This is a genomic window from Paraburkholderia sp. BR10872 (genome assembly GCF_040965835.1).
GTDB classification, from domain to species: Bacteria; Pseudomonadota; Gammaproteobacteria; order Burkholderiales; family Burkholderiaceae; genus Paraburkholderia; species Paraburkholderia nodosa_A.
Genome location: NZ_JBFRCN010000085.1, coordinates 1 through 24,481, shown reverse-complemented (window position 1 = coordinate 24,481; position 24,481 = coordinate 1). Strand labels below are relative to the sequence as shown.

Below are 24,481 nucleotides of genomic sequence, written 5' to 3'. Positions count from 1 at the left end.
GTGCGCCATGCCTATGACTGGAAATCTGCGATGAACCAGTTTGCCATCCTGTTTGGCGAGCGGTTTACGCGGGCGCGCGGGTAACGTTTTTTTTAACCGCCTCGCCCACAAAAATGCGGACAGGTTCGACGATCCGCCGCTGGTGCGACAAATTCGGCGTGGGCCTCGCACATCGCGTCAAAGTTGCCCGCCGCAAGCCTGGGCGCACATGGCATCTGGACGAAGTCTTCGTTACGTTGCGCGGTGAGCCTTATCTGCTCTGGCGGGCAGTCGACCAGCACGTCGCCGAACTCGACATCCTGCTGCAGAAACATCGCGATAAGGCCGCAGCAAAGCGCTTCTTCAACCGCGTGCTGGCCGCCTGTGCCAACGCGCCACGAAGGATTGTCATCGAACACCAGACCCATTCACCGGAGCAACCATGCGACTATCGCCTGATTCACAGCATATGGCCAGCTATTACCTTCAGCAAGGTTATGACGCGCAGTCCACCACCAACGAGGTTAACCGGCATCGCCCTGGCCGGATTCCCTACCAGGCGGATGACATCCGGCAATTCCGCCAGAATCAGAATGCAGCATCTGTGCTGGGTGGACTGCCCCAACGAGGCAGGGGGCAGTCAGGTCAATCACATGTTCCCCGCGCTTCAATAAACCAACCGACCGTAGCGCCTACTCTTGATCAACAGATCACGCAGTTGCAAGACGAGAGGTCCTACCTTGCAAACGTGGACGGCCGCATCGATCGTCGGATTGCTGAACTGCAAGATCAGTTGCGCAATCCAGCTCCTCCGCCGCAAAGCGCCCCTGCAGGCAGCGGTGGTCCAGCAGCCAGCGCACTGACGCACTACTCTCAAGCCGATCTGACGCGGGAGTTGATTGCGCGCCGCAACCCTCAAGACTTCGCTGGCGCACCATTGCCTTCCGGGATCGATAGTCGCGCAACCGGATCGACGTATGACTCGCGCTATTCCGATGCGTCTGGGCAGCTCCCACCCAGCTCACTTGCCAGTTCCTCAAGAGCGCCAGCAACAGTGACAAATTCCAGCCGCGAGGGCAGGCAGGTGGCAGCCGCGCCCTATCCTCCCCCCTCGCAACGTTCCCGCTCGAGCGCCACAACCGTCAAGCCTATCAATTGCAGCCACAAGCCAGGCGGTGTCGTCAATACGGACACATTTGTTGGATGTGACGTCACCGATGATGAACTGAAGCAAGGCGACAAGAAAGCCCTAGACCGAGTTGCAAGGCGAAAATCAATGTATCAAAAAGCGCAAAAACTAGGCGTAACGACGACCGGCGCGGTTGACCGGGCAGAAAAAGACGCCCGGGCCGCCGCCAAGGGCTTCACCAGCCGACAGGCGGCTGAGCGCGCAGCAAGAGACGCCCGGGCCGCCGCCAAAGGCTTCCCCAGCCGACAGGCGGCTGAGCGCGCAGCAAGAGACGTCCGGGCCGCCCGTCAGCTAGGGTCGGAGGCAATGGACGCTGATCTTGCCAGAATTCAAGCGGGCGAAAGAGCGTTGGCAGAGAGAGGAGGTATGTCCGTTAACGGGGTATCAACAAGGTAAGCATAAGTTCCTATCATAAGCCTTGGAGTTATAAAGACTGCGCCGGTTATTACGATTTGTGCAGTAACCTCTGATTTTTCTTGCGCTAATCTGAGCGGCCCTCTGCGATCCGGACGATCCGCAATGGCTACCCTCGAACGCACCGCGTACCCGCGCTTCCCCGAGGTCCTGGCATCCCGGGAACTGCAAACCTGCTACACGCCACTGCCCGACGAGCTCGAATGGGCACGCCGGTCAACGCGCGGCGAGCGACCTCGACTGGGCCTGCTGGTGCTGCTGAAGGTCTTTCAGCAACTGCACTATTTCCCTCCGCTCGATACCATTCCGGCGGCGTCGTTGAACAAGTTCGGGCAGCCGCCGATATCGGCGACACCATGCAATTAGGCTACGACACTGAGACCTCCCCAACGCTGTTCCGGCATTACGCGGCGGTTCGCACCTGGCTCGACGTGAACCGTATTACGGCACCGACGCGAACGCGATCGCGACACGGGCAGGTACCAGCGAACGCACAGAATGATGATCTCCCGATCAAAATGGCGTCCGCCGAACAACTTCTCCGGACTCTTCAGCTTGCTCATCTCGGCTCGTCGGTTCGTTTTGTTCCGACAACTCTAACCCATTCGCCGGCCCTATTTGCACCAGAGCCAGCCAAGGCGGCGAACCCCACAAACAGCATTTCCTTGATTCGCATCAGTGACTTTGCCATTTGGTGGGACTATCTTGCTTGCTAAGCAATAAGAAATGGGTTTTCTTACTGCTACGGAGTTCATCGGGGATACGCGTGTTCTGGGGGGCGGAAGCGAAGGAGTGCTACCGGCCATCGCGTCGTGCGTGCCCATTCAATTCAATGATTTTGCACGAGAGATCATTATGTCAACAGAAGCTGTTGTAGATACCATAAGTTTTCGCAACGATGCCGACCGTGACAAGCTACGCACAGATAGCGGCCTGTCCGAGCAGGAATTTGACGCGGCCTGCAAAGAAGCATATGAGCTGCTCGAAAAAGATGGGGCTATTCTTAACGAATTCAAAATCCGAGCCGTCCGTGGTGCGATTCGTTTTCCATATAAATTGGACATCCCCTTAGCCATAGCGAGCATTCATCTAGAAATTCAAAATCCAGAGGATGGCAAGTACACCGCTGCTGTCAAAAGCAAAATTCTCGGATTTACAATCGGTGAGGCCCTTTTGACATTCTCGGACGGCCAGCTAACTCGTACTGAAAAAATCGGAACAGAAAGCCTCGGTGGCAATTACACCATCACCATACGCGTAAAAGATGGATTCGCCGTGCAATTAGAAGCCCATCTCCACGTAAAAATATTTGGAGTACGCACCGTTGATTTTGGTCCAAAATGGATTTTTTGAACCATTGCCCGCAGCGAATGTAAGGTAAGCGTCAAACCGAGGCCGTCTTGACGATCAGAACTTGGTCTCTGAGAGCCGCTGATTGGCCCCTGACCACGATAAGCACTTATGCGCTACAGGGCATACTTACCTTGTCGCTACCCCTTGCCGGGACTCAGTGCCGTTGCGCAGGCTTGGCTTTCGTTCGCGTATGCGCGGGCATGTATCGAGTCGCGGCAGGGTAAAGGAGGCTTCTCGCCGCAGTCCCCGATGCAATTGAGTTAGGCCGACGAGAGGACTGCCTGCATTCAAGGGAAGTCCACGGTACATGCGAGCCTGTCAAACGGCGCTTGGAGGACGCCATAAACGATAATTCCGGGTTCGCTCGTCATCATCCGATATAGCCGCCGCAGCACGGGATAGCCATTGGGAACGCCGAATATTTCTTCCACTTCGGCGGTGGCGGGTGCCGCGTCGATGACCAGATAGGTCCGGGTGACGTGGATCGCGTGCTTGGCCAGAGCGTCGACGACGAAGCGCTCTCCGAACTCGTCCACAATATCGTCGCCGATATCCGGAGAAAGATAGGTCGTGTCGTACACGACTGGCGCATCGTCCATCCAGATCGTTTTTCGGACACAGAGCATCACGTGGTCGGGCAGGGCGATCGTACTCAAGGTCGGATCGGATATTTTCTCTCTCGTGACCGATACTGAACGTATGCTCGAATCGTCAAACGACGGCTGCATCGCGTCGAGTTGATGCAACAGCCGCTTTTGTTGTTTGACGTATGTTCCTTTCCCGGGAATCGATACGAGCGTCCCTGCGGCTTGCAGGTCGCGTAGCGCACGCTTTATCGTAATCGAACTAACACCGAATTCTTCACTAAGCATGGCCGTCGACGGGATCGCGGCGTCGGGAGAATAGGTGCCGACTGCGATGCGTCGACGGAGTTCCTCGCGTACCGTTTCATGCAGCGACGGGGAGGGTTGTAATTGGGGCTTGATCAAGTTGACTCTCGGGCGCGAAAGGTCGATGGGACCAACGGGACTATAGCCCGGGCGTCCATGGATGCCTAGTATCCCAAGCATGAACGTTTTGCGGACAACGGGCAGCATCCGGCGCACCGCTTTACATCGAAACAGCCCAGGCGTCCTGTGGCGAACTGTCGGATGTCGGGAAGGCGCTAAACAATCGGCGCACCGACATCAACGACGGTTCAGGTCTCACCTTGAAGCTCATGCGCCTCGCAAAATATACTAGGTATCATTTCGGTGTAACCGCCAACTGAAAATAGGGCGATATGGCGCAGCGACCGGCATCCATGGCTTGGGGAGCTTACCCCAAACGGCATAACGGCCCCCGGGGTCGTAACGCGGGCGTCGCGACTGAGCCTCTACGAGAACACCGGGATAGCAACATCACGAGCGCACTCAAGTTTGCCGATCTCGCACTGAAGATCACGAGCTGGCCGATCGGGATCGTTACGTCGGACGCCAAGGGTCCTACTGCCGCTGCTTCGCGATCATCATCAGTCTGCAATGCGCAATAACTCAATGAACTCGCGCATCGAGCCATGGTTTTCCATGTCCATTCCTTGTTCGAAGATTTCCGCGCCTTTCGACACCAAGGCGGTTCCTCGGAGGTTGCGCAGAAACTTCTCTTCCACGTCTGCATCCTCGAACGGACGGCGCCAGTGACCCAGTGGCCATTTCACTGACGTCTCGAGCAAACGACCGTCTGATAGCATGATGGTCACGGACGACATATGCTGATCGATCTTCCAGAATGCTTCCTCAGCGACCGGATCGACTTCGACGTCGATCTTTTCCATCAATTCAAGAACGTCCTCGCTTGCCATCAAGGACGGTTCATACCATTCTCGTCCCGCTTGGAGGGAGAGCGCCGCCATTGCAGATACATACTGGACGGACAATTGGGCATTGATATCGGAAGGCGGTCGCCTGTCGGAGAACCATTCCGATATTCTTGAAATCGTCCGAATCTGAATGCTGCGTATATCTTTGTGGTCAATCGAGTGCTGTTCGGCCAGATTTGAAATTGCTTCGATGGTCGTATGGAGAAATGCGCAGCATGGAAATGCTTTAAAGGACGATTCTCTCGTTCGCCAATTGTGGGCGAGATCAGCAGAAAGCAGGCTGGCATTGAATCGATCGGATCCAATGATGCTAGCGAAACCTCTGTGGGGGTCACTAAGCATCGCGAAGGGGCCGATGATGTCGTGACGTGCGCAGAGTGCGGCCTCGATTCCCGCCAGGGCCATCTGGCCATAGTTCGCCTTGAGTGCATGCGCAGGCTGTCCATACTGGACGTACCACAGAGGCAGACAGGTATTGGCCGCGGCGTGGCCTAGCGCAGAGCGGAACTGCTCTTCCGAGCCGCCAGCGACGACCATGGCGGCGGCTCCGGCAGCCAGGCCGTGCCATGCGTGATATACAGCGAATCGCAGATACACTTCGGGACTGGCTTGCGTGGCGTCGTGCAGTCGGAGACCTGCCTCATAACCGGCGACGACACCGGCGAGAAACCGCTTTGGTGGGGTATTTAGATGTTCGCTGAGCGCCAGCGCGGCAGGTATGACCGTCGCACTTGGATGGCCTACCGCGACGTCCTCGTAGTCGAGAACATCCGACAACCACGCGTTCACCTTGCCAGCCAGCGATGGCGGCATACGCAATGAGGTTCCCAAAACGGTGCAGCCATCTTGTTGTTTGGTGCTCCCGTAGCTGGCCAGGATCTTGCGGCCGAGCACCGTGTCCGTTCCGGCAACAATGCATCCGATCGTGTCCAGCGTCAGCAGTTTTGCCTTATGGACGACGTCTTCGGGAATGCGCTCGTAGCTGAGATCCGTGAGAAAGCGCGCTAACAGCCCGGCGTGTGCATGGACTGGATTGTTCGGAAACAGGATATGGTCCCGGTGTGACGACGCGGATTGCGCGTCAGCCGACGCAGTGCAGTCCTCTTCGTTTATCATTCGTGCCCTCTATGTCTAGAATTATGCTTCGCGAGAAACGTTGATCGCGGATAGCGAATCGCCGAATTCGGGCTGCTCCTTGTAGCCATGCGAAGTGGCCACCATGACGACGCGAGCGTTCTGTCCAATCTGCCCGTGATCTATCAATCTGCGCAGTCCCGTGAGCGAGGCGACACTCGAGCGCTCGAGGTACAGTCCCTCACGCGCGAGTACAAGCTGGTCTGCGATGACCTGTTCATCGCGGACCGCGACACCCACACCGTCAGTCGAATCGAGCGCCAGTAAAGTCTGGCGAGTAACGGTATCGCCTCCGATTGACTCCATGACCGTGTCCCCCGAATAGTCGCTGCAAACCATGCCATGCCCCTGTTGCGCTAGACTGATTCGTGGGAATGGTTCGACAGCGTGAACCTTTGGAATGGAGTGCACCAGACCCGAGTCGCGAAGGTCCCGGTAGCCTTTCGCAATACCCCAGAGCACGTCACCGCGTGCGGTCGGAACGATGATGTCCGTCGGCGGACGCGCCGAAAATTGCAGGTAGAGTTCGAATGCGATTGCGCGATAACCGTCGACGCCAAACGGATTGCTCCCGACGGGCGGCATGATCGAATTTGTGACCGGATACCATTCGCCCTGCCGCACACGCTGGGCGATGAGGGCCCAGCGATCGTCTGGATTTTTGGTCGCGATGATTCGCGCGCCATGCATTTCGATTGCTCTGCGCCAGTTCGGGCTGATTTCCGGTGTCGTCACGACCACACATTCGATACCGGCTCGGGCGGCATAGGCTGCCGTCGAAACCCCGGCATTGCCGCTCGATGCAACCGCGACGGTCGTCGCGCCGACGTCGATCGCTCGCTGGACAACGATTGCACCCATCCTGTCCTTGTGGGAGCCGGTTGGATTGCAGAATTCATTTTTTGTATGCAATGCATCGATGCCCAGTGCGACGGCGAGCCGGGGCAGCGCCGATAGCGGCGTGTTGCCTTCTCCCAGTCCCGTAGCACCGCGATACGACAGCCAGTCCGTGATGTTTTCGGTATTCAGGTCCGCCGGAAAAGCGGTGTAATGCGGTGCGACGCTCGCCGGTGTGCCCGCCCTTTGGCACGACGGGCAACCTTCGAAATAGTCGTCCAGCGCGTGTACTAGCCCGCACTGGATACACTTCATGCCGGAAACGTTGGGATTGAGTCGGCTCATCAGTTCGCTCCCGGGAGGTATGACGTGGCCGCGTCCTCCAAAAGTCCGAAAAGACAATCGCCGCGGCTCGCCAATGCCGGATGCCGCTTGCAAACGACCAGTCCCGCACGGCGGAAGTAGATTTCGACGGGCGGGTCATGCGGTCGGTCGATCGAATGCAGGAGCCCGGCAAGCTGACCTTCTTCGACTCGCTCGCCGAGCTGCGCCATGGGCTCGAACAACCCGTCGTATTCGGCATACACGAACAGGTCCATGCTCTCGCAACTCATCAACGTGACTTGCGCGGGATCGGGCACGTCGCATGACGACAGGATGCCAAGATGCTTGAGAAGTCTGAGCGAGCCCTCTTCGGCCAGCGTACAGCCGTTGCCTCGAAGCGTGGTACCTCCGCCCAGCTCCGCCGTGATGACCGGCACCCCGAATTGGGCAGCTGCAGCAGGCAGTGTGGTATTGCCGCCGCCACCGGCGCCGTCGGTAAATTCCGCAAGCGGCACGCCGAATACACGCAGCAGGTCGTGCAGGCGTTCGATTTCCGCTTCCGTATTTGCGCTACGGACGAGTGCACACGGCATATAGTCGAGCGAGCGGCCGCCCGAGTGGAGATCAACGACGAGATCGGCCATCGGCAGAAGCACTTCGCAGACATAGTGCGCGATCATTTCGGTGGCGGTACCGTGCGCGCGCCCGGGATAGACGCGATTGAGGTTGCCTCCGTCAATGGGTGAAACCCTTCGCCCCGCCTTGACCGCCGGAAAGTTGAGTGACGGAAGAATGATCACGCGTCCGTGCAGATTGTCGTGGACTAACTGTCTCGCGATGCGCATAAGGCCGATCTGGCCTTCGTACTCGTCGCCATGCGTTCCCGCGAGCAGTACCGCAGTCGGACCGTCGCCATTTTTCACGCAGACGACCGGAATCGGAATCCAGCCATACGCGGACGTGTCGGTGGAAATCGGCAGCCGCAAGCAATCGACTTGCTTGCCGTTCTTTTCGTAGTCGATCGTCGACCAGATTCGTGTAGAGCCTGACATGTGAAACCTATGAGAGATCGGATGTTTATCGAATCACGGGAAGGGTTTCTGGCGAGGGTGGGCACAGGAACTCGATGCCGGACTCGGTGACGAAGACCACTTCCTCGAACTGAAACACAGCGCCATCGCGCTCAAGTTTCGGTTCGATGTGCAGAATCATCCCTGGCTCGATGACCGTCGTGTCGGCCCTCGACAGCGACGGCGGCTCGGTTACGTCGAGGCCACCACCATGACCGATGCGCGATACGGCGCCGTACACCGACCCCAATGCGGCGTCGCGCCACAGTGCGTCGAAGTGTTGGTACACCTCGGAACACGTGATTCCGGGGCGGATATGGTTGACAACATCCAGCGTCAGCAATCTCACCGCCGTGTAGGTCTCGAGTTCCCAATCCTTGGGGTCACCGGCACGAGCGATCCGATTGCGATCGGCCGGATACCCACCATACGTAGCGCGAAAATCGGTCCATACGTAATGACCTACTTCGAGCTTCCGATCCTTCGCCGTGCGAGCGTAGGCGAAATCGCCGCTGGAAAAGAGCATCGCGATCGGATCGGCACTTTCGGCGCCGTTCAGATAGATCTGTGCCTGCATGAGGTAATAAAGTTCGTACTCCGTCATGCCAACATAGGCGTGCTTGATCGTCTGGTCGAATGCCGTATTGACGATCTCATATGCGGTTCGATTGAGATCGGCTTCGAATCTGGACTTGACCAGCCTGACTTTCCAGATCGCATCGGCTGCACTTTTGACGCGACCGCTCGCATCGATCGAACTGAGCGCGTCGATCAATCCCAACGAACCACGTCCGAACATGTCTTGACCATAGTCCACTGCAATATGGACACCGCTCCCGGTCGTCTTGCCCTCTAGCCAGTCCGAAACAGCGGTGACAGCTTCGTCAAGATAGCCTTTGTAGTAGACCGGCTCGAAAATTCGATCTCTGAGCTGGATCGTTGTTGCTTCGCCAAGGCTGCCGAAGAGTGCGAAGTCTTGGGATGAAATGGCAGCGAAGATCGGGCGTGCTTTGTGATCCCAGGAGAGTTCCTGGTAGTCCGTGAAATAGTCAACGTTTTTCTTGTCGGTCAAAACAATAACGTCGATCCCGGCTTTTGCCATTTCCCGGCGGATGTTGGTCAATCGCTGGCGGAGTTCGTTTTCGGGAACCGGGGGAGCCGGCGCACGGAAGACGGCAGGAATGTCGAGTTGAAGTGCAGTCATCTTTAGATCTCCATGTCATGAGACGGAAAGTCAATGGAACAGGCGAGGCGATCAAACGGAGCTTGAACAACGCCATAGATCGTCAAATTCGCGTCGGTGGTAATCATCTTGTAAATGCGACGCAGCATCGGATATCCGTTCGGAACCCCAAATATCTCGGCCGCGCGATCGGAAGCAGGAAAGGCTTCCACAACGATCTGTGTCTTGACGAGCCGGATGCCGCGGCGCTTCAGCGCGTCGACGATAAAGCTGCTGCCGAACTCGTCGATGATCTCGTCTTCTACGTTCGCCGAGAGGTAGCTGGCGTCATAGAGAAGTGGTGAGCCGTCTGATGAGATGACTTTCCTGACGCAGAGCATTGTATGGTCGGGGGCCGCAAGCGTGGCCATGGACGGATCACCGATCTTTTCCCGCGTCACCGAGATCAAGCTGATGTCGGCCCCATGCAGGGACGACATGCGCATATCGAGTTGACGCAGGATTCGCTGCTGTTTCTTCACGTAGGCGCCCTTGCCGCGAATCGTGACCAGCACGCCAGCGGCCTGCAAGTCACGCAGCGCCCGCTTCACGGTAATCACGCTGACATTGAATTCTTTACTCAACATGGCGGTGGACGGAATCGGCATGTCGCTCGCGTATATGCCATTCCTGACCCGCTTGAGAAGTTCGTCGCGCACTGTCTCGTACAAGGACAAAGTTGTCTCCAGTATTGGTCTGTTTATTCAAGCGGCTTTAGATCGACCTTCCAGTTTCGCTACTCGGGTAAACACGAGTGCACCGTCGAAGATCGTTGCTTGACATGCCTAGTATGCCAAGTATACTCAACGCACCAACAAAAGGAAAGGAGACAGTTATGACGATCCAGGTCTGGAGTAAACGGCTGGCGCTTGTTCTTGCTGCGGCGAGCACGCTGATTGGCGGCAGCATCGCCCAGGCGCAGTCAAGCGATAGCCAGGCGATCCACGGTGGGGAAATCACGGTAGGAATTCACAATCAGGTGCCGTGGGGATACCGAAACGCCGATGGCAGCGTTTCTGGCGTCGGTCCTGACATGATCCGGGCCGTTCTCGGTCAGGTGGGTGTCAAGAAAATCAACTTTGTCGTCGTCGACTTCGACGCGCTGATTCCGAGCCTGCTCTCCAAGCGGATAGATGCCGTAGCTTCGGGCTTGGCAATTACCCCGACGCGCTGCAAACAGGTAATTTTCAGCAATCCGGATTTGGCTATCGGCGATGCGCTTCTGGTGAAGAAAGGGAATCCTCTCAATATCCATAGTTATGCGGACGTTGCAAAGAACCCAGCGATTCGGTTTGGCGGCGGACGGGGAAGTTCTGCTGTCGAGCATGCGATCGCTGCCGGAATCCCCAAGGATCGGATTCTTCTGCTTAAAGACGTCGAGTCTTCGGTCGGAGCCATTCTGGCCGGTCGCATTGACGCCGACACCGAATCGGCTTCAACTGTAATCAGTACGCTCAAGGATCCAAACGTCGGCAACCGGCTCGAGCGCGCGACGCCCTTTACCGGGTTGGTAAAGAATGGGCAGCAGGTTGCCAATTACGCGGCAATCGCATTCCGGACGGAGGATTCGAAACTGCGTGACCTGTATAACGCGGGGCTAGCAAAAATGAAGGCCGATGGTTCGATCAAGAAAGTCTTCGAAAAATATGGATTCGGGGAAACCGAGATGGCGCCAACTGACGTAACGGCGAAAGCGGTGTGTGGCGCGGATTATCGATGATCGGGATTTGTCAATCTGAGGAGCGATCGCATGAACTTTCCTGACGTCATTATCGGAATATACAAGGGGTTCGGTATCACCGCGGCCGTCACTCTACTCGGACTCCTGTATGCGGTGCCGTTTGCGCTGGTCGCTGGAATATTGCAGAACTTCGCGACTGGCACTCCGCGCAAAGCAATTACATTCATCATCGAGCTGTGGCGAAGCTCGCCTGTTATTGTGCTGCTCTATGCGTTCTACTATACGCTTCCCGCTTTTGGAATTCATCTTTCCGGGATCACGGTTGGCGCACTCGTGCTCGGACTGAACTCGGGTGCATATAGCAGTCAGTCGGTCCGCGCCGCCTTGCAAGCACTGCCTCGCGGACAATGCGAGGCAGGCTTGGCCTTGGGGTTGAATCGTTTCGAGGTGCTTTGTCTTGTCGAGTTGCCGCAGGCAATCAGAGCCATGATTCCAACGTTCATCAACGATCTTATTCAACTGATCAAGGGAACCGCATTGGTATCTCTTATTACGTTGTCTGACATGACGTTCCGTGCCAAGGAGATCTCGGAGTTGAGCTATAACCCGTTGTTAATTTATTCGAGTCTTTTGTTATCCTATCTGATTCTATGTTATCCAGTGACTATTTTTGGGCGATATCTTGAGACATCGCACGGGAGCCGGCGAGGGCGGTCATGAACTTCGATTTTGATTTTGCGTTGCGAATCGTGCCGCAAGTCCTGGAAGGTGTCGGGAATACGATCCTCGTTGCGATCCTGAGCTTCGTGGGTGCGCTGGCGCTCGGTTTCGTCTGGGAAATGCTGCGCCGTTCCAATGCCGTTGTGCGTCCGATGGTTCAATTCATCATCGATGCGATCAGGTCTACTCCGGCACTTGTTCAGATTTATTTCCTGTTTTTCGTTCTCCCTTCTTACGGAATCGTCTTGCCCGCGTTATTCATCGGTGTATTCGGACTTAGTTTTTACTACTCCGGATATATGGCCGAAGTGTTCAAGGCCGGCATCGACGCCGTTCCGGTTGGCCAGAGCGAGGGTGCGAAAAGCCTCGGGCTCACTTGGTGGGACACCACGGCCTTCGTTATCGCTCCGCAGATGTTGCGAAACGTGGCCGCGCCTCTGGGTGCGTATGCCATTGCGATCCTGAAGTCTACGCCATACCTGGCGGTGATCGCGGTTCCCGAAATGCTAGGCAGCGCAATGGACGTGGCTTCCGAAACCTACCGTTACGCTGAGCCGATGCTTGTTGCTGGTGTGCTCTTTCTGGCACTAGCCCTGATCGCGGTCGTATTGGTCGGAAAGGTCGAGCGCCACCTTGGGATTGGCGCTCCTCAACGATAAGCCGACAGCAGTCTATCAAGACGTTTGAAGTGTTGTGGAGGAAGACATGGTATCCCAAATGTCGCAACCACGCGAACCGGCGGGGTTGCAAGCGAATACGCCCGAGTCGATCGCGGTAGCAATTGAAGGTGTATCGAAGTGGTACGGCGAATTTCAGGTTTTGCGCGACATCAATTTGAATGTGGCGTTCGGCGAGCGGATCGTGGTCTGCGGTCCGTCAGGATCAGGAAAATCGACGCTGATCCGCTGCATCAATCAGCTGGAGACGCACCAGGAAGGCCGGATCGTTGTGGACGGTGTCGAGATGCACGCGAAGATGAAGGGGTTGTCGCACATGCGCCGAGATGTCGGAATGGTATTTCAGCATTTCAATCTGTTCCCTCACTTGAGCGTGATCGACAACTGTACGCTGGCGTTGATCCGTACTGGCCGAGCGTCGCGGGCGGAGGCCAAGGCGATTGCGATGGAAAACCTCAACCGGGTTCGCATACCGGACCAGGCGAAGAAGTATCCGGCACAGCTTTCCGGTGGGCAGCAGCAACGCGTCGCAATTGCTCGTGCGCTCTGCATGAAACCAAAGATCATGCTGTTTGACGAGCCGACGTCAGCGCTCGATCCGGAGATGATCAAAGAAGTACTCGATGTGATGACCGGACTTGCGAACGATGGCATGACGATGATCTGTGTGACTCATGAGATGGGATTCGCTCGTGAAGTTGCTGACCGTATCGTATTTATGGACGGTGGGGAAGTCATCGAATGTGCACCGCCGGATACCTTCTTCCGCAATCCGACGCATATCAGAGCGAAGAAGTTTCTGAGTCAGTTGTTGCACAAATAATGCGAGGTCGCAGCCGACTTCGATAGGAGGGTATCGGCGGCTGCACCAAAACATCGTGAATCGATGAGGAAATTGAGGCCACAAAGAATCCTGCCGGCGTTCGACGGGGCACGAACCTAACGCTGGCATTACGCTCCGAGAGGTTTATACGTTAGGCCCCCAGGTCGTATTGGAAAACGCGCACTCATAGTTGTCGGAGCGAGGAAGCCCGAGTAGTTCGGGCAACGTTGCGGGACCGCGGTTTCAGCCGAGGTTTGCCGCGCAGTGAGGATCGGTGTGGCATTGCAGGATCGATGCGACCGGGGCGATGAAGAATGCGCGGCTCGGGAAACGGGAGAGCACCACCACTTTATGCAAACTAGTTGTTACGTACTACAAATTGATTTTCAATAACTACCACGTTTGGAGACGATGATATGAAGGCGAAACTGCTGGTGGCGTCCGTATTGGCCGGGATCGGAGTGTCCGCCTATGCGCAAAGTACCGTCACGTTGTATGGACTCATCGATGAAGGTTTTGACTTCACGAATAATGCAGCTGGAAGCCGGGCATACGAGCTACAAAGCGGATACGTGCAGGGTAGTCGGTGGGGACTGAAAGGTACGGAGGACCTCGGTGGCCAGCTGAAGGCCGTGTTTCAGATCGAGAGTGGGTTCAACGTGAACAACGGCAAGCTCGGCCAGGGCGGCCTGATGTTTGGACGTCAGGCATACGTGGGGCTGTCAAGTTCGACGTATGGCAAGCTTACTTTTGGTCGCCAGTATGACTCTGTTGTCGACTACTTCTCGTCGACGACAGCAAATGGAACATGGGCAGGTTATCTGCTCTCGCACCCATACGACAACGACAATACGGATGGCACTTTTCGGGTCAACAATACGGCGAAATATACCAGCCCGAATTTCGGTGGCTTCCAATTCGGTGGCACTTACAGCTTCTCAAATGACACCAATTTCGCCAATAATCGTCAGTATAGTCTGGGAGCACAATATGAGACCGGAAGCATCCTGATCGCGGCGTCCTATCTACAGGCCAACAATCCGTCATCAACCGCGACCGGTGCGATCAACAATGGTGGCGATGAAAATTTTGTGGGTGACCGGCTGCGCATCTTTGGTGCTGGTATCAACTACTATATTGGAAGCGCCACTTTCGGCTTCGCATACTCGAACGTGGATGTGAAGAATCCGGTGAACTCCGGGTACGTGGGCGCTATTACGCCTGTCAGTGGTCCGGCTTCGGACCTCCGCTTCCAGAACTTCGAAATCAATGGCAAGTACCAGTTCACGCCAGCGTTCTATGTTGGCGCGATGTACACCTACACGCACGCGACGATGACCACGGCAGCGGGCAGCTTCCATCCGAACTATCAGACGGTCGGGTTGATGGGCGACTACAACATCTCAAAGCGAACAGACGTTTATCTTCAGGGTGCCTATCAGCATGTAGGAGGAGATACGACGGGTTCAGTGCTGGATTTCGCATATGTACCCGGTGCGTACGGTGTTTCCTCGGGCAACAGCCAGCTCGCTTTGCGCCTCGGGCTCCGTCATAAATTCTAGTCGACTCAGCCAAGCACCAAATCGATGAGATCACGCGGGCTCGAAAACCGATGTCTGTTGACCCAATCTCGCCTCAGCGCGACAGGGGAAAAAGGTGTCGAGCTCGCGTCGTCTAGTGCCGGTGTGAAGATATTAACTGTTCAAGGAACGAGTTCGACTCAATCCTATAGTTCGCGATTCGGTTGAGGTACCAGCGGCCGTGTGCGACTGGGCATTTCAGCTTCTGCATTAACTGTCTTCCCGGTCGACTACTTGTCGGCACAAGGGCGTTACCAGTGCCAACGCTAGACGTTGGCTACTGCCACCCTCAAGTCCACTCCTGAGGCGTTTCCTCGCCACTCGGCAACGTGAGGCCAACGGTCGGCAACGGCAACGCTGTCTTGTACCGCACCTGCTTAAGCGCAAAGCTGGAGCGGATGTTCGACACGCCAGGTATTTTCGTGAGCCATTGGACGATGAAGTGCTCAAGGCTTTGCATGTCCGGCACGACGACGCGCAGCAGATAATCGGCGTCGCCTGTCATCAGATAGCACTCCATCACTTCTGGCCGATCCTCGATCTCCTTTTCAAAAACGCGTAACGCGTCTTCTACCTGTTGTTCGAGGCTAACCTGAATGAACACATTGATACGTAACCCGAGCGCGCCGGCGTCGAGTAGGGTCACGTGTTGGCGGAACAGGCCGAGCTTTTCAAGTGCGCGTACGCGATTGAAGCAGGGAGTGGGCGAGAGGTTAACCGCGCGGGCGAGCTCAGCGTTTGTGATACGCGCATTGTCCTGCAACTGCCGCAGGATCGCGATGTCGGTGCGGTCTAACCGGCGGGTCGGGAGTTTTGTTTCGGACGTCATAGTATGGAAATCTCATGTGAGGCATCGTTACCAGAATTTATACCCTATTTGAGCTGAAAACTCCCCCACAAAAGAGACGCACATTTTGTGATGGGATGGATAAGCTCTTCCCATGTCCTCGAATTCGAAATTACGACCCGCACGAGTCTCGAAGCTCACGAATCTCACTGTTTAGCCTGGAGTTGCCATGACCGATTTATCGAGCGGTGTTCAGCCCGTTCTTGCCCTCAATCAAGCCCGCATGGACAACGACCCGCAGGAAACTGCCGAGTGGATCTCCGCACTGGATGGCGTGGTGGAGCATGTCGGGCTCGGACGTGCCCAGTATCTTTTCGACCGCCTGGCCGCGCATGCATTGTCGAGCGGCATCGCAACGGCGCGTGCGAACGTCACGCCCTATGCGAACACCATCCCGGTCGAACAGCAGCCGCCGTTTCCAGGTGACGTCGATACCGAAGAGCGACTCGCCGCTGCACTACGCTGGAATGCGCTCGCGATGGTGGTGCGAGCGAACCGCGCTTACGGCGAACTCGGTGGACATATCGCGAGCTACGCATCGGCAGCGGATCTTTTCGAGGTTGGATTCAACCACTTCTTTCGCGGTGCGAACGATGCTCATGGCGGTGACCTCATCTATTTTCAGCCCCATTCGTCGCCGGGAGTATACGCGCGCGCATTCCTTGAAGGTTTCCTGAGCGAGCAGCATCTGGAGCACTACCGTCGCGAGATCGCGGGTCCGGGTCTGTGTTCCTATCCGCATCCGTGGCTGATGCCTGACTTCTGGCAGTTTCCGACGGGATCGATGGGCATCGGCCCTATCAACTCGATCTACCAGGCGCGCTTCATGCGTTACCTGCAGAACCGTGGGCTGCTCAAAACGGAAGGCCGCAAGGTCTGGGGCTTCTTTGGCGACGGCGAGATGGACGAGCCCGAATCGATCGGTGCCTTGTCGCTCGCCGCACGCGAGCGGCTCGACAACCTCGTTTTCGTGATCAACTGCAATCTGCAGCGACTTGACGGCCCCGTGCGAAGTAACGGCCGCATCATTGACGAACTCGAGGCGCAATTCACGGGGGCGGGCTGGAACGTCATCAAGGTCGTGTGGGGTTCTAATTGGGACGGTCTTTTCGCACGCGATCGCACCGGCGCGTTGTTGCGAGCGTTTGCTCATACCGTCGATGGACAGTTTCAGACCTTCTCTGCCAATGACGGCGCCTACAACCGCGAACGCTTCTTCGGACAGAACGAGGAACTGGCTGCGCTTGCCGCGCATCTGAGCAACGACGATATTGACCGCCTGCGCCGCGGTGGCCATGACGTACGCAAGCTGTATGCGGCGTACAACAGGGCACTGAAACATGCAGGGCAGCCCACGGTGATTCTCGCGAAGACAATGAAGGGCTTCGGCATGGGCTCGATCGGCCAGGGCCGGATGACCACGCATCAACAGAAGAAGCTCGACGTCGAACAACTGAAAGCGTTTCGCGACCGGTTCCGCTTGCCCCTCTCCGACGAAGACGTCGAGCAGCTGCGGTTCTACAGGCCGGCGGACAACAGTCCAGAAATGCGGTACCTGCATGCCCGGCGCGAAGCGCTCGGCGGGTATCTGCCCCGCAGGCGGACAACCGCGTCGCAAATGCTGCCTGTTCCCGCATTGCCGGCGTGGGGGCAATTTGCGCTGGACGCGAACGGCAAGGAGATGTCGACCACGATGGCGCTCGTGCGGATGCTCGGGAGCCTTCTGAAAAACGCGTCGCTCGGCCCTCGCATTGTTCCCGTAGTCGCCGATGAGGCACGCACGTTCGGTATGGCGAATCTGTTCCGGCAGGTTGGGATCTATTCGCCGCTCGGGCAGCTGTACGAGCCCGAAGACATGGGCTCAATGCTGTATTACCGGGAAGATACGGGCGGACAGATACTGGAAGAGGGCATTTCGGAGGCGGGCGCTGTGTCCTCGTGGGTCGCCGCAGCCACTTCATACAGCGTGCACGACCTGCCCATGCTGCCGTTCTACATCTACTACTCGATGTTCGGTTTCCAGCGCATCGGCGATCTCATCTGGGCTGCCGCTGACCAGCGTGCGCGTGGCTTTCTGATCGGTGCAACGGCGGGGAAGACGACACTCGGTGGCGAGGGTTTGCAGCATCAGGACGGCACGAGCCATCTGGCGGCCTCGACGGTACCGAACTGCCGCGCCTACGATCCGGCATTCGCGTACGAGGTGGCCATGATCGTAGACGAAGGCATGCGCGAGATGATTGAACGTCAGCGCGATGTGTTCTATTACCTGACGGTGACGAACGAGAACTACGCACAGCCTTCACTTCCGGATGCACCCATCGAAAGCGTTCGTGATGGTGTGCTCAAGGGCATGTATCCGCTTGACACAACATCGCTCGATCGGGCTGAGGTCCAGTTGCTCGGTTCGGGGGCGATTCTGGGCGAAGTGCAGGCGGCCGCGCGCTTGCTGAAGGAAGACTGGAACATCGAAGCATCAGTGTGGAGCGTCACCAGCTTTACCGAGCTGCACCGGGACGGTGTCGCGTCCGAACGCACCGATCGCTTGTTCGACGAGGATCGCGCTGCCGCTCCGTATGTGACGTCTGCGTTGTCTCCCACGCACGGGCCCGTGATCGCGGCGACAGACTATGTGCGCGCCGTTCCCGAACTCATTCGTGCATATGTGCCGCGGCGCTATGTGACGCTTGGCACCGATGGCTTCGGACGCAGTGACACCCGTGCGGCGCTGCGGGCCTTCTTCGAAGTCGACCAACATTCGATCGCGATTGCCGCGCTGAAAGCGCTCGCGGACGACGGTGCAGTAGCGGTCGAGCTCGTCAGGCGTGCCGTTGATCGCTATGGCAAGCATGACGCGAACCGGGCCGCGCCGTGGCAACGGTGACGGGCAGGCACTACCGGGAGCTAATAATGAAGATTGCGGGTGCTGAGATCCAACAGGTTGCGAAAGCCGGCGCTCCGGGTGCTTCGGGCAGGGACGGCGATGCATCGGGAGCACAGATTGTCCTGTCCGTCCTGCGCGGGGAGGGTGTTGAGACGGTTTGGGGGTATCCAGGCGGCGCGGTCCTGCCGCTTTACGATGCGCTCCATGAATCCATCGATGTTACCCATTTGCTGGTTCGCCATGAACAGGCCGCCGTCCACGCGGCGGATGGTTTCGCGCGCGCGACGGGAAAGGTCGGCGTAGCGCTGGTGACATCGGGGCCGGGTGTGACGAACGCGGTGACAGGCATTGCGACTGCCTATTTCGATTCCATTCCGATGGTGGTGATCTCCGGTAACGTGCCCACACACTCTATCGGAACCGATGCGTTTCAGGAGTGCGATGCTGTCGGAATTACCCGGTCGATCGTCAAGCATAACTTTCTGGTGCTGGATGTCTCTCAACTGGCGAAGACGCTCAAAAGCGCGTTTCATATCGCCCGCACCGGACGCCCCGGGCCTGTGCTGGTGGATATTCCCAAAGACGTGCTTCAGGCGAAGACGCCATTGCGCATACCTGAATCCGTCACGCTGCGATCCTACCGTCCGCGCACGGAACCTCACGCGGGACAGGTGCGGCGGGCCGCCGAGGCGCTCGCGCGCTCGCGCCGGCCATGCATTCTCGTTGGCGGCGGAGCGGTTGCATCGGCTGCCAGCGGGGAGATTGCGGAACTCGTGCGGCGACTCGATGCCCCGGTGACGAACACGTTGATGGCGCTTGGCGCCTTTCCCGCTTCGGATAGGCGGTGCCTCGGAATGCCAGGACTGCATGGAACGTACGAAGCCAACATGGCGATGCAGCATTGCGACGTACTGATTGCGCTCGGTGCGAGATTCGATGATCGGGTCGTCGGGAACACGGGAGAGTTCCAGTCAGATCGAAGGACGATTATTCATGTTGATATCGACCCCGCGACGATCGACAAGCGGGTGCAGGTTGACATTCCGATCGTGGGAGACGTAAAGACCGCGGCGCGCGCGATACTGGAGCAGCTCCGGGCGCAGCGTATTCATGCTGGGCACCGGAAGGACTGGTGGACACAGATTGAGACTTGGCGTGAGAAGCGCTGCCTCGCCTATGAACCGGACGCTGATGTGATCAAGCCACAGTTCGTCATTCAACGGCTTTGGGAAGTCACTGGAGGCGATGCCTATATCTGTTCCGACGTCGGACAGCACCAGATGTGGGCTGCGCAGCTGTATGGATTCGACAAGCCTCGGCGATGGATCAACTCGGGCGGCCTCGGGACGATGGGTGTCGGACTGCCCTATGCAATGGGTGTCAAACGCGCACTTCCTGACGCGGATGTGGTCGCAGTGACCGGGGACGGCTCGATCCAGATGTGCATCCAGGAGCTGTCGACCTGCAGGCAGTACGACCTCGGCGTGAAAATCGTTTCCCTGAACAATGGCTACCTCGGCATGGTAAGGCAACTGCAGCATGTGACTTATAGCGACCGTTACTCGCATTCGTACATGGACGCGCTGCCTGACTTTGTCGCGCTCGCCCGCGCTTACGGGCACGTCGGCTTTCGCATCGATCGACCATGCGATGTCGAGCCCGTGCTGCGCGAAGCACTTGCCATGAAGCAGCGTACGGTATTCATGGACTTTGCCATCGATCCGTCCGAGAACGTCTGGCCTATGGTTCGAGCGGGCGCGGGACTGACGGACATGCTGATGAATTCGCGCGATGTCGACCGGTAGTTCAGCATGGCTAATGTTCAACATAGCCAGGACTTCGGGCAGCCCGGCGCCTGCTGCCTGTTCTGGCATTGACGCATTCGCGAGAAACACTACGCAACGATCGTTGCGCTCGCCTTGGACCGCGATTGGGAGATTACTGAAGTGCGTGTAACAGAGATTAAGGTGCCTGACATCGGCGACTACAAGGGCGTCCCCGTCATCGAGGTACTGGTTGGCCCCGGTGATGTAGTACGGGAGGAGCAATCGCTGGTTACGCTGGAGTCGGACAAGGCCACCATGGACGTGCCCAGTCCTTTTGGTGGCGTCGTTCGGGAAATAAAGCTCAGGGTCGGCGATGCGGTGTCGGAAGGTTCGGTCATCCTGCTCATGGAGCCGCAAGGTGCGGCGGCCGAGGCGGTCACCGGTAAGGTTGACGCGAGCGAGAAGACCGGGCGTCGAGATGGCTCACCCATTGTTGATGAGGAGCGCAGTCCGGCAGGTCATCCATCCGCGCCTGCGCCAGCGGCCGTGATCCCGGAGAAGGAGGTTGGGCTGAGCGGATCAAGCCATGCTTCGCCGTCGGTGCGTAAACTGGCGCGCGACCTCGGCATGGACATCACGCGAGTTCAGGGCACCGGGCCGAAGGGCCGCATCAGCCAGGACGACGTCACCGCGTTCGTGAAGGGCGTGATGACGGGCGCGCTCGCTGCGCCGGCTGGCGCTGCCGCTGGAGTAGCCCCAGCGGCAGCGAGCGGTACGGGCCTGAACCTGCTGCCGTGGCCGAAGGTCGATTTCACGAAGTTCGGCCCGATCGATACGCATCCGCTGTCGCGCATCAAGAAGATTTCCGGCGCGAACCTGCACCGCAACTGGGTCATGATCCCGCACGTCACGAACAACGACGAAGCGGACATCACCGACCTCGAAGCGCTGCGCGTGCAGCTGAACAAGGAAAACGAGAAGGCGGGCGTGAAGTTCACGATGCTCGCGTTCGTCATCAAGGCCTGCGTCGCGGCGCTCAAGAAGTTCCCGACGTTCAATGCGAGCCTCGACGGCGACAACCTCGTCTTCAAGCAGTACTACCACATCGGTTTTGCGGCCGACACGCCGAATGGCCTCGTCGTCCCGGTGATCCGCGACGCGGACAAGAAGGGCCTCGTCGACATCGCGAAGGAAATGGCCGAGCTCTCGAAGCTCGCGCGCGACGGCAAGCTCAAGCCGGACCAGATGCAAGGCGGCTGCTTCTCGATCTCGTCGCTCGGCGGCATCGGCGGTACGCATTTCACGCCGATCATCAACGCACCGGAAGTGGCGATCCTCGGCCTGTCGAAGAGCGCGATGAAGCCGGTGTGGGATGGCAGGCAGTTTGTGCCTCGCCTCATGCTGCCCCTGTCGGTTTCATGGGATCATCGCGTCATTGATGGCGCAGAAGCTGGCCGCTTCAATGCCTATCTCGTCACGATTCTGGCCGACTATCGACGGGTATCGCTTTGATCCGCGACGAGCTCCGGTACAACCGCAGGGAAGAAATCAATCCATGACGCTTATCGATGTAAAAGTGCCGGATATCGGCGACTTCAGGGACATTGAGGTCATTGAAGTCAACATCAAGACCGATGATGTGATCGAGAAGGAGCAGACGCTGCTCTCGCTCGAGTCGGACAAGGCCACGATGGAAGTGCCCAGCGACGTCGCGGGCACGGTGAAGGAAGTGAAGATCAAGGCTGGCGACAAGGCTTCGCAGGGCACGGTGATCGCTCTGGTCGAGGCTTCAGAAGGCGCAGCGGCGCCGGCTCCGAAGGCTGAAGCGCCGAAGGCAGCAGCGCCGGCGCCGCAAGCCGGCAGCTTCAGCGGCAGCGCCGATGTCGAATGCGACATGCTCGTGCTCGGCGCGGGCCCCGGCGGCTACTCGGCGGCGTTCCGCTCCGCCGACCTCGGCATGAAGACCGTGCTGGTCGAGCGTTATTCGACGCTTGGCGGCGTGTGCCTGAACGTGGGCTGCATCCCGTCGAAGGCGCTGCTGCACACGGCGCTCGTGATCGACGAAGCCGAAGCGCTCGGCTCGCACGGCATCACGTTCGGCAAGCCGCAGATCGACCTGGACAAGTTGCGCGACTTCAAGTCGGGCGTCGTCAAGAAGCTGACGGGCGGCCTCGCCGGCATGGCGAAGGCGCGCAAGGTCGAAGTCGTGACGGGCGTGGGCGCGTTCCTCGATCCGAACCACATGGAAGTGGTGGGCGAGAACGGCAAGAAGATCGTCAAGTTCAAGCAGGCGATCATCGCTGCGGGTTCGCAGGCCGTGAAACTGCCGTTCATGCCGGAAGATCCGCGCGTGGTCGATTCGACCGGCGCGCTGGAACTGCGTCAGATTCCGCAGAAGATGCTGGTGATCGGCGGCGGCATCATCGGTCTGGAAATGGCCACCGTCTACGCGACGCTCGGCGCGCAGATCGACGTCGTGGAAATGCTCGACGGCCTGATGGCCGGTGCGGACCGCGACCTCGTGAAGGTCTGGGAGAAGTACAACGCGAAGCGCTTCGCGAACGTCATGCTCAAGACCAGGACCACGAAGGCCGAGGCGAAGGACGACGGCATCTATGTGTCGTTCGAGGGCGAAAAGGCGCCGGCCGAGCCGCAACGCTACGACCTCGTGCTGGTCGCCGTGGGCCGCTCGCCCAACGGCAAGAAGATCGGCGCGGACAAGGCGGGCATAGCGGTGACGGATCGCGGCTTCATCGAAGTCGACAAGCAGATGCGCACCAACGTCCCGCACATCTTCGCGATCGGGGATGTGGTCGGCCAGCCGATGCTCGCGCACAAGGCCGTGCATGAAGGCCACGTGGCGGCGGAAGCGGCGCACGGCGAGAAGGCGTACTTCGACGCGCTGCAGATTCCTTCGGTGGCTTACACCGATCCGGAAGTGGCGTGGGCCGGCAAGACCGAAGACCAGTGCAAGGCCGAAGGCATCAAGTACGGCAAGGCGGTGTTCCCGTGGGCCGCTTCGGGCCGCGCGATCGCCAACGGCCGCGACGAGGGCTTCACGAAGCTGATCTTCGACGAAGAGACGCATCGCGTGATCGGCGGCGGCATCGTCGGCCTGAACGCGGGCGACCTCATCAGCGAAGTCTGCCTCGCGGTGGAAATGGGCGCGGATGCGACCGACATCGGCAAGACGATTCACCCGCACCCGACGCTGGGCGAGTCAATCGGCATGGCCGCCGAGCTGTACGAGGGCGTCTGCACCGATGTGCCGCCGAAGCGCGGAAACGCAAGTCCCAAGTAAGTCTAGGTCTTGGTGGCGCTATCAACCGCGTGTTAACGACTGTTGATCTTCAGGGGCGCAGTACCGTCGCCGTCGAAATGATGGAGGAACTTATGGCGATTTCGGGAGTGTCGTTGAGACGTATGGTCCAGGACTGGCTGGCACCCGACCCGAGGAGAGGATTTCGAGTCAGCCATTACGGACGGTACGGGACGTTATGTTTCGCGCGCGAATATTTCGCCGGTGGCCTGACCTTGCCGGGCGCGCTCAAGGCCACCGCCATCCTGTTTGACCGGAAGGACGCCCTGCATGACGTGTTCTTCCGTTCACATTTCGGTGTGACGGTCGGCCGGTACCCGAGGCACTATTTTCCTTCGCCGGTGGCGTTGCTCAATGCGATCCTAGACGATCTCGGCTATGGGCTGGTGCACGCCGTGCCCTTGGCTGATACACCTTCGGTGGCCGCTGCCGGCGAGGCACCCACAGTCCGGCGTCCGTCATGAGCTTCCTCACCGTTTCCTTCGCCAGCCGCAGGCCGTGGCATTCCCACAGCTTCTCGGCAGCCAGCGTCGGTCCAAAATCGGCGTAACGGTCCCGGATAATCGTCAGCGCCCGTCGGGCCAACTCGACATCCAGTCGGCGATTCCCGGGGCGACCGCGCTTGCGCGACGTCAGCCCGGTCGCGCCAGATTCCCGGTACCGGATCACTAGCCGCTCGTGCGCCTCAACCAGGGCAGGAATCGGACATCACTAATGAGCCAGAAGGGGGTGCGGCGGAATTCTTGGACGGGTTTATGTCGTCAGCCCGAGGCTCTCCCGGTATTCAATCGGACTGAGTGCGCC

At 58.3% G+C, this 24,481-nt stretch carries 18 protein-coding genes and 4 pseudogenes; 14 read left to right on the top strand and 8 right to left on the bottom strand.

The features are described 5' to 3' along the window. Positions 1-128: 128 nt before the first annotated feature. The 4 genes and pseudogenes from AB4Y43_RS37965 to AB4Y43_RS37950 all read left to right on the top strand — a co-directional run. Positions 129-395: pseudogene (locus tag AB4Y43_RS37965) on the top strand (DDE-type integrase/transposase/recombinase); the annotation flags it as partial. A gap of 53 nt (positions 396-448) precedes the next feature. Next, complete coding sequence (locus AB4Y43_RS37960; protein ID WP_368730096.1) at positions 449-1,564, top strand: hypothetical protein; 1,116 nt, start codon at positions 449-451, stop codon at positions 1,562-1,564. Between the two features lie 123 nt (positions 1,565-1,687). Beyond that, positions 1,688-2,060: pseudogene (locus tag AB4Y43_RS37955) on the top strand (DUF4158 domain-containing protein); the annotation flags it as partial. A gap of 248 nt (positions 2,061-2,308) precedes the next feature. Beyond that, entirely contained in the window at positions 2,309-2,935 is a 627-nt protein-coding gene (locus AB4Y43_RS37950; protein ID WP_069268831.1) for a hypothetical protein, read from the top strand. A 287-nt stretch (positions 2,936-3,222) separates the two neighbouring features. Here AB4Y43_RS37950 and AB4Y43_RS37945 read toward each other — a convergent pair whose 3' ends face one another. The 6 genes from AB4Y43_RS37945 to AB4Y43_RS37920 all read right to left on the bottom strand — a co-directional run bounded on the left by AB4Y43_RS37945 (position 3,223) and on the right by AB4Y43_RS37920 (position 10,051). After that, positions 3,223-3,924 carry a GntR family transcriptional regulator gene (locus AB4Y43_RS37945; RefSeq protein ID WP_342925243.1) on the bottom strand — a complete coding sequence of 234 codons (702 nt, stop codon included), beginning with the start codon at positions 3,922-3,924 and terminating at the stop codon, positions 3,223-3,225. A 521-nt stretch (positions 3,925-4,445) separates the two neighbouring features. Further along, entirely contained in the window at positions 4,446-5,909 is a 1,464-nt protein-coding gene (locus tag AB4Y43_RS37940) for an MmgE/PrpD family protein (RefSeq protein ID WP_069268829.1), read from the bottom strand. A 21-nt stretch (positions 5,910-5,930) separates the two neighbouring features. Next, the gene (locus AB4Y43_RS37935) at positions 5,931-7,109 is read right to left on the bottom strand and encodes a pyridoxal-phosphate dependent enzyme (protein WP_069268828.1); all 1,179 of its coding nucleotides are present in this window, start codon (positions 7,107-7,109) and stop codon (positions 5,931-5,933) included. After that, entirely contained in the window at positions 7,109-8,074 is a 966-nt protein-coding gene (locus AB4Y43_RS37930; RefSeq protein WP_342925245.1) for a succinylglutamate desuccinylase/aspartoacylase family protein, read from the bottom strand. The genes AB4Y43_RS37935 and AB4Y43_RS37930 overlap by 1 nt, the downstream gene beginning before the upstream one ends. Positions 8,075-8,165: 91 nt before the next feature. Then, entirely contained in the window at positions 8,166-9,362 is a 1,197-nt protein-coding gene (locus AB4Y43_RS37925; RefSeq protein WP_069268826.1) for a Xaa-Pro peptidase family protein, read from the bottom strand. A gap of 2 nt (positions 9,363-9,364) precedes the next feature. Continuing rightward, positions 9,365-10,051, bottom strand: coding sequence for a GntR family transcriptional regulator (locus tag AB4Y43_RS37920; protein ID WP_368662011.1), 687 nt, complete (start codon positions 10,049-10,051; stop codon positions 9,365-9,367). A 164-nt stretch (positions 10,052-10,215) separates the two neighbouring features. Here AB4Y43_RS37920 and ehuB point away from each other — a divergent pair, with 164 nt between their 5' ends. The 5 genes from ehuB to AB4Y43_RS37895 all read left to right on the top strand — a co-directional run bounded on the left by ehuB (position 10,216) and on the right by AB4Y43_RS37895 (position 14,843). After that, a complete protein-coding gene (ehuB, locus tag AB4Y43_RS37915; protein ID WP_069268824.1) occupies positions 10,216-11,100 on the top strand; it encodes an ectoine/hydroxyectoine ABC transporter substrate-binding protein EhuB in 885 nt (294 codons plus the stop codon). A 30-nt stretch (positions 11,101-11,130) separates the two neighbouring features. Beyond that, on the top strand, positions 11,131-11,781 hold the full coding sequence (locus tag AB4Y43_RS37910; protein WP_368662012.1) for an amino acid ABC transporter permease: 651 nt from the start codon (positions 11,131-11,133) through the stop codon (positions 11,779-11,781). Continuing rightward, positions 11,778-12,440 carry an amino acid ABC transporter permease gene (locus AB4Y43_RS37905; protein WP_069268822.1) on the top strand — a complete coding sequence of 221 codons (663 nt, stop codon included), beginning with the start codon at positions 11,778-11,780 and terminating at the stop codon, positions 12,438-12,440. Before AB4Y43_RS37910 ends, AB4Y43_RS37905 begins: the two co-directional genes overlap by 4 nt. Before the next feature lie 58 nt (positions 12,441-12,498). Next, positions 12,499-13,281: an amino acid ABC transporter ATP-binding protein gene (locus AB4Y43_RS37900; RefSeq protein ID WP_368662015.1), complete on the top strand. Its 783-nt coding sequence runs from the start codon at positions 12,499-12,501 to the stop codon at positions 13,279-13,281. A gap of 416 nt (positions 13,282-13,697) precedes the next feature. Beyond that, a complete protein-coding gene (locus tag AB4Y43_RS37895) occupies positions 13,698-14,843 on the top strand; it encodes a porin (protein WP_342925249.1) in 1,146 nt (381 codons plus the stop codon). A gap of 307 nt (positions 14,844-15,150) precedes the next feature. Here the strand turns inward: AB4Y43_RS37895 and AB4Y43_RS37890 are convergent, their stop codons facing one another. Then, positions 15,151-15,690: an Lrp/AsnC family transcriptional regulator gene (locus tag AB4Y43_RS37890; RefSeq protein ID WP_069268820.1), complete on the bottom strand. Its 540-nt coding sequence runs from the start codon at positions 15,688-15,690 to the stop codon at positions 15,151-15,153. 187 nt (positions 15,691-15,877) lie between these two features. On the opposite strand from AB4Y43_RS37890, the gene mdeB reads away from it, so the two are divergent. From mdeB to AB4Y43_RS37865, 5 genes and pseudogenes are all read left to right on the top strand, one after another. Beyond that, positions 15,878-18,592, top strand: coding sequence for an alpha-ketoglutarate dehydrogenase (mdeB, locus tag AB4Y43_RS37885; RefSeq protein WP_368730095.1), 2,715 nt, complete (start codon positions 15,878-15,880; stop codon positions 18,590-18,592). A gap of 26 nt (positions 18,593-18,618) precedes the next feature. Beyond that, positions 18,619-20,397: a biosynthetic-type acetolactate synthase large subunit gene (gene ilvB / locus AB4Y43_RS37880; protein ID WP_368730094.1), complete on the top strand. Its 1,779-nt coding sequence runs from the start codon at positions 18,619-18,621 to the stop codon at positions 20,395-20,397. A 99-nt stretch (positions 20,398-20,496) separates the two neighbouring features. Further along, positions 20,497-21,870 (top strand): dihydrolipoyllysine-residue acetyltransferase, encoded by a 1,374-nt coding sequence (aceF, locus tag AB4Y43_RS37875; RefSeq protein WP_342949953.1) that lies wholly within the window; start codon positions 20,497-20,499, stop codon positions 21,868-21,870. Positions 21,871-21,913: 43 nt separating this feature from the next. After that, positions 21,914-23,659: a dihydrolipoyl dehydrogenase gene (gene lpdA, locus AB4Y43_RS37870; protein ID WP_368730093.1), complete on the top strand. Its 1,746-nt coding sequence runs from the start codon at positions 21,914-21,916 to the stop codon at positions 23,657-23,659. Between the two features lie 200 nt (positions 23,660-23,859). Continuing rightward, positions 23,860-24,075 (top strand): annotated as a pseudogene (locus AB4Y43_RS37865) (LysR family transcriptional regulator); the annotation flags it as partial. A gap of 1 nt (position 24,076) precedes the next feature. On the opposite strand, the pseudogene AB4Y43_RS37860 reads toward AB4Y43_RS37865, so the two are convergent. Then, positions 24,077-24,355, bottom strand: a pseudogene (locus tag AB4Y43_RS37860) (helix-turn-helix domain-containing protein); the annotation flags it as partial. Positions 24,356-24,481 lie beyond the last annotated feature (126 nt).

What these genes read in the sequence shown, in the direction of transcription:
- AB4Y43_RS37900 (WP_368662015.1), top strand. Translation starts at nt 12,499, where the DNA reads ATGTCGCAACCACGCGAACCGGCGGGGTTGCAAGCGAATACGCCCGAG.
- AB4Y43_RS37905 (WP_069268822.1), top strand. Translation starts at nt 11,778, where the DNA reads ATGAACTTCGATTTTGATTTTGCGTTGCGAATCGTGCCGCAAGTCCTG.
- ehuB (WP_069268824.1), top strand. Translation starts at nt 10,216, where the DNA reads ATGACGATCCAGGTCTGGAGTAAACGGCTGGCGCTTGTTCTTGCTGCG.
- ilvB (WP_368730094.1), top strand. Translation starts at nt 18,619, where the DNA reads ATGAAGATTGCGGGTGCTGAGATCCAACAGGTTGCGAAAGCCGGCGCT.
- AB4Y43_RS37940 (WP_069268829.1), bottom strand. Translation starts at nt 5,909, where the DNA reads ATGATAAACGAAGAGGACTGCACTGCGTCGGCTGACGCGCAATCCGCG.
- AB4Y43_RS37960 (WP_368730096.1), top strand. Translation starts at nt 449, where the DNA reads ATGGCCAGCTATTACCTTCAGCAAGGTTATGACGCGCAGTCCACCACC.
- mdeB (WP_368730095.1), top strand. Translation starts at nt 15,878, where the DNA reads ATGACCGATTTATCGAGCGGTGTTCAGCCCGTTCTTGCCCTCAATCAA.
- AB4Y43_RS37950 (WP_069268831.1), top strand. Translation starts at nt 2,309, where the DNA reads ATGGGTTTTCTTACTGCTACGGAGTTCATCGGGGATACGCGTGTTCTG.
- AB4Y43_RS37925 (WP_069268826.1), bottom strand. Translation starts at nt 9,362, where the DNA reads ATGACTGCACTTCAACTCGACATTCCTGCCGTCTTCCGTGCGCCGGCT.
- AB4Y43_RS37895 (WP_342925249.1), top strand. Translation starts at nt 13,698, where the DNA reads ATGAAGGCGAAACTGCTGGTGGCGTCCGTATTGGCCGGGATCGGAGTG.
- AB4Y43_RS37935 (WP_069268828.1), bottom strand. Translation starts at nt 7,109, where the DNA reads ATGAGCCGACTCAATCCCAACGTTTCCGGCATGAAGTGTATCCAGTGC.
- AB4Y43_RS37890 (WP_069268820.1), bottom strand. Translation starts at nt 15,690, where the DNA reads ATGACGTCCGAAACAAAACTCCCGACCCGCCGGTTAGACCGCACCGAC.
- lpdA (WP_368730093.1), top strand. Translation starts at nt 21,914, where the DNA reads ATGACGCTTATCGATGTAAAAGTGCCGGATATCGGCGACTTCAGGGAC.
- AB4Y43_RS37910 (WP_368662012.1), top strand. Translation starts at nt 11,131, where the DNA reads ATGAACTTTCCTGACGTCATTATCGGAATATACAAGGGGTTCGGTATC.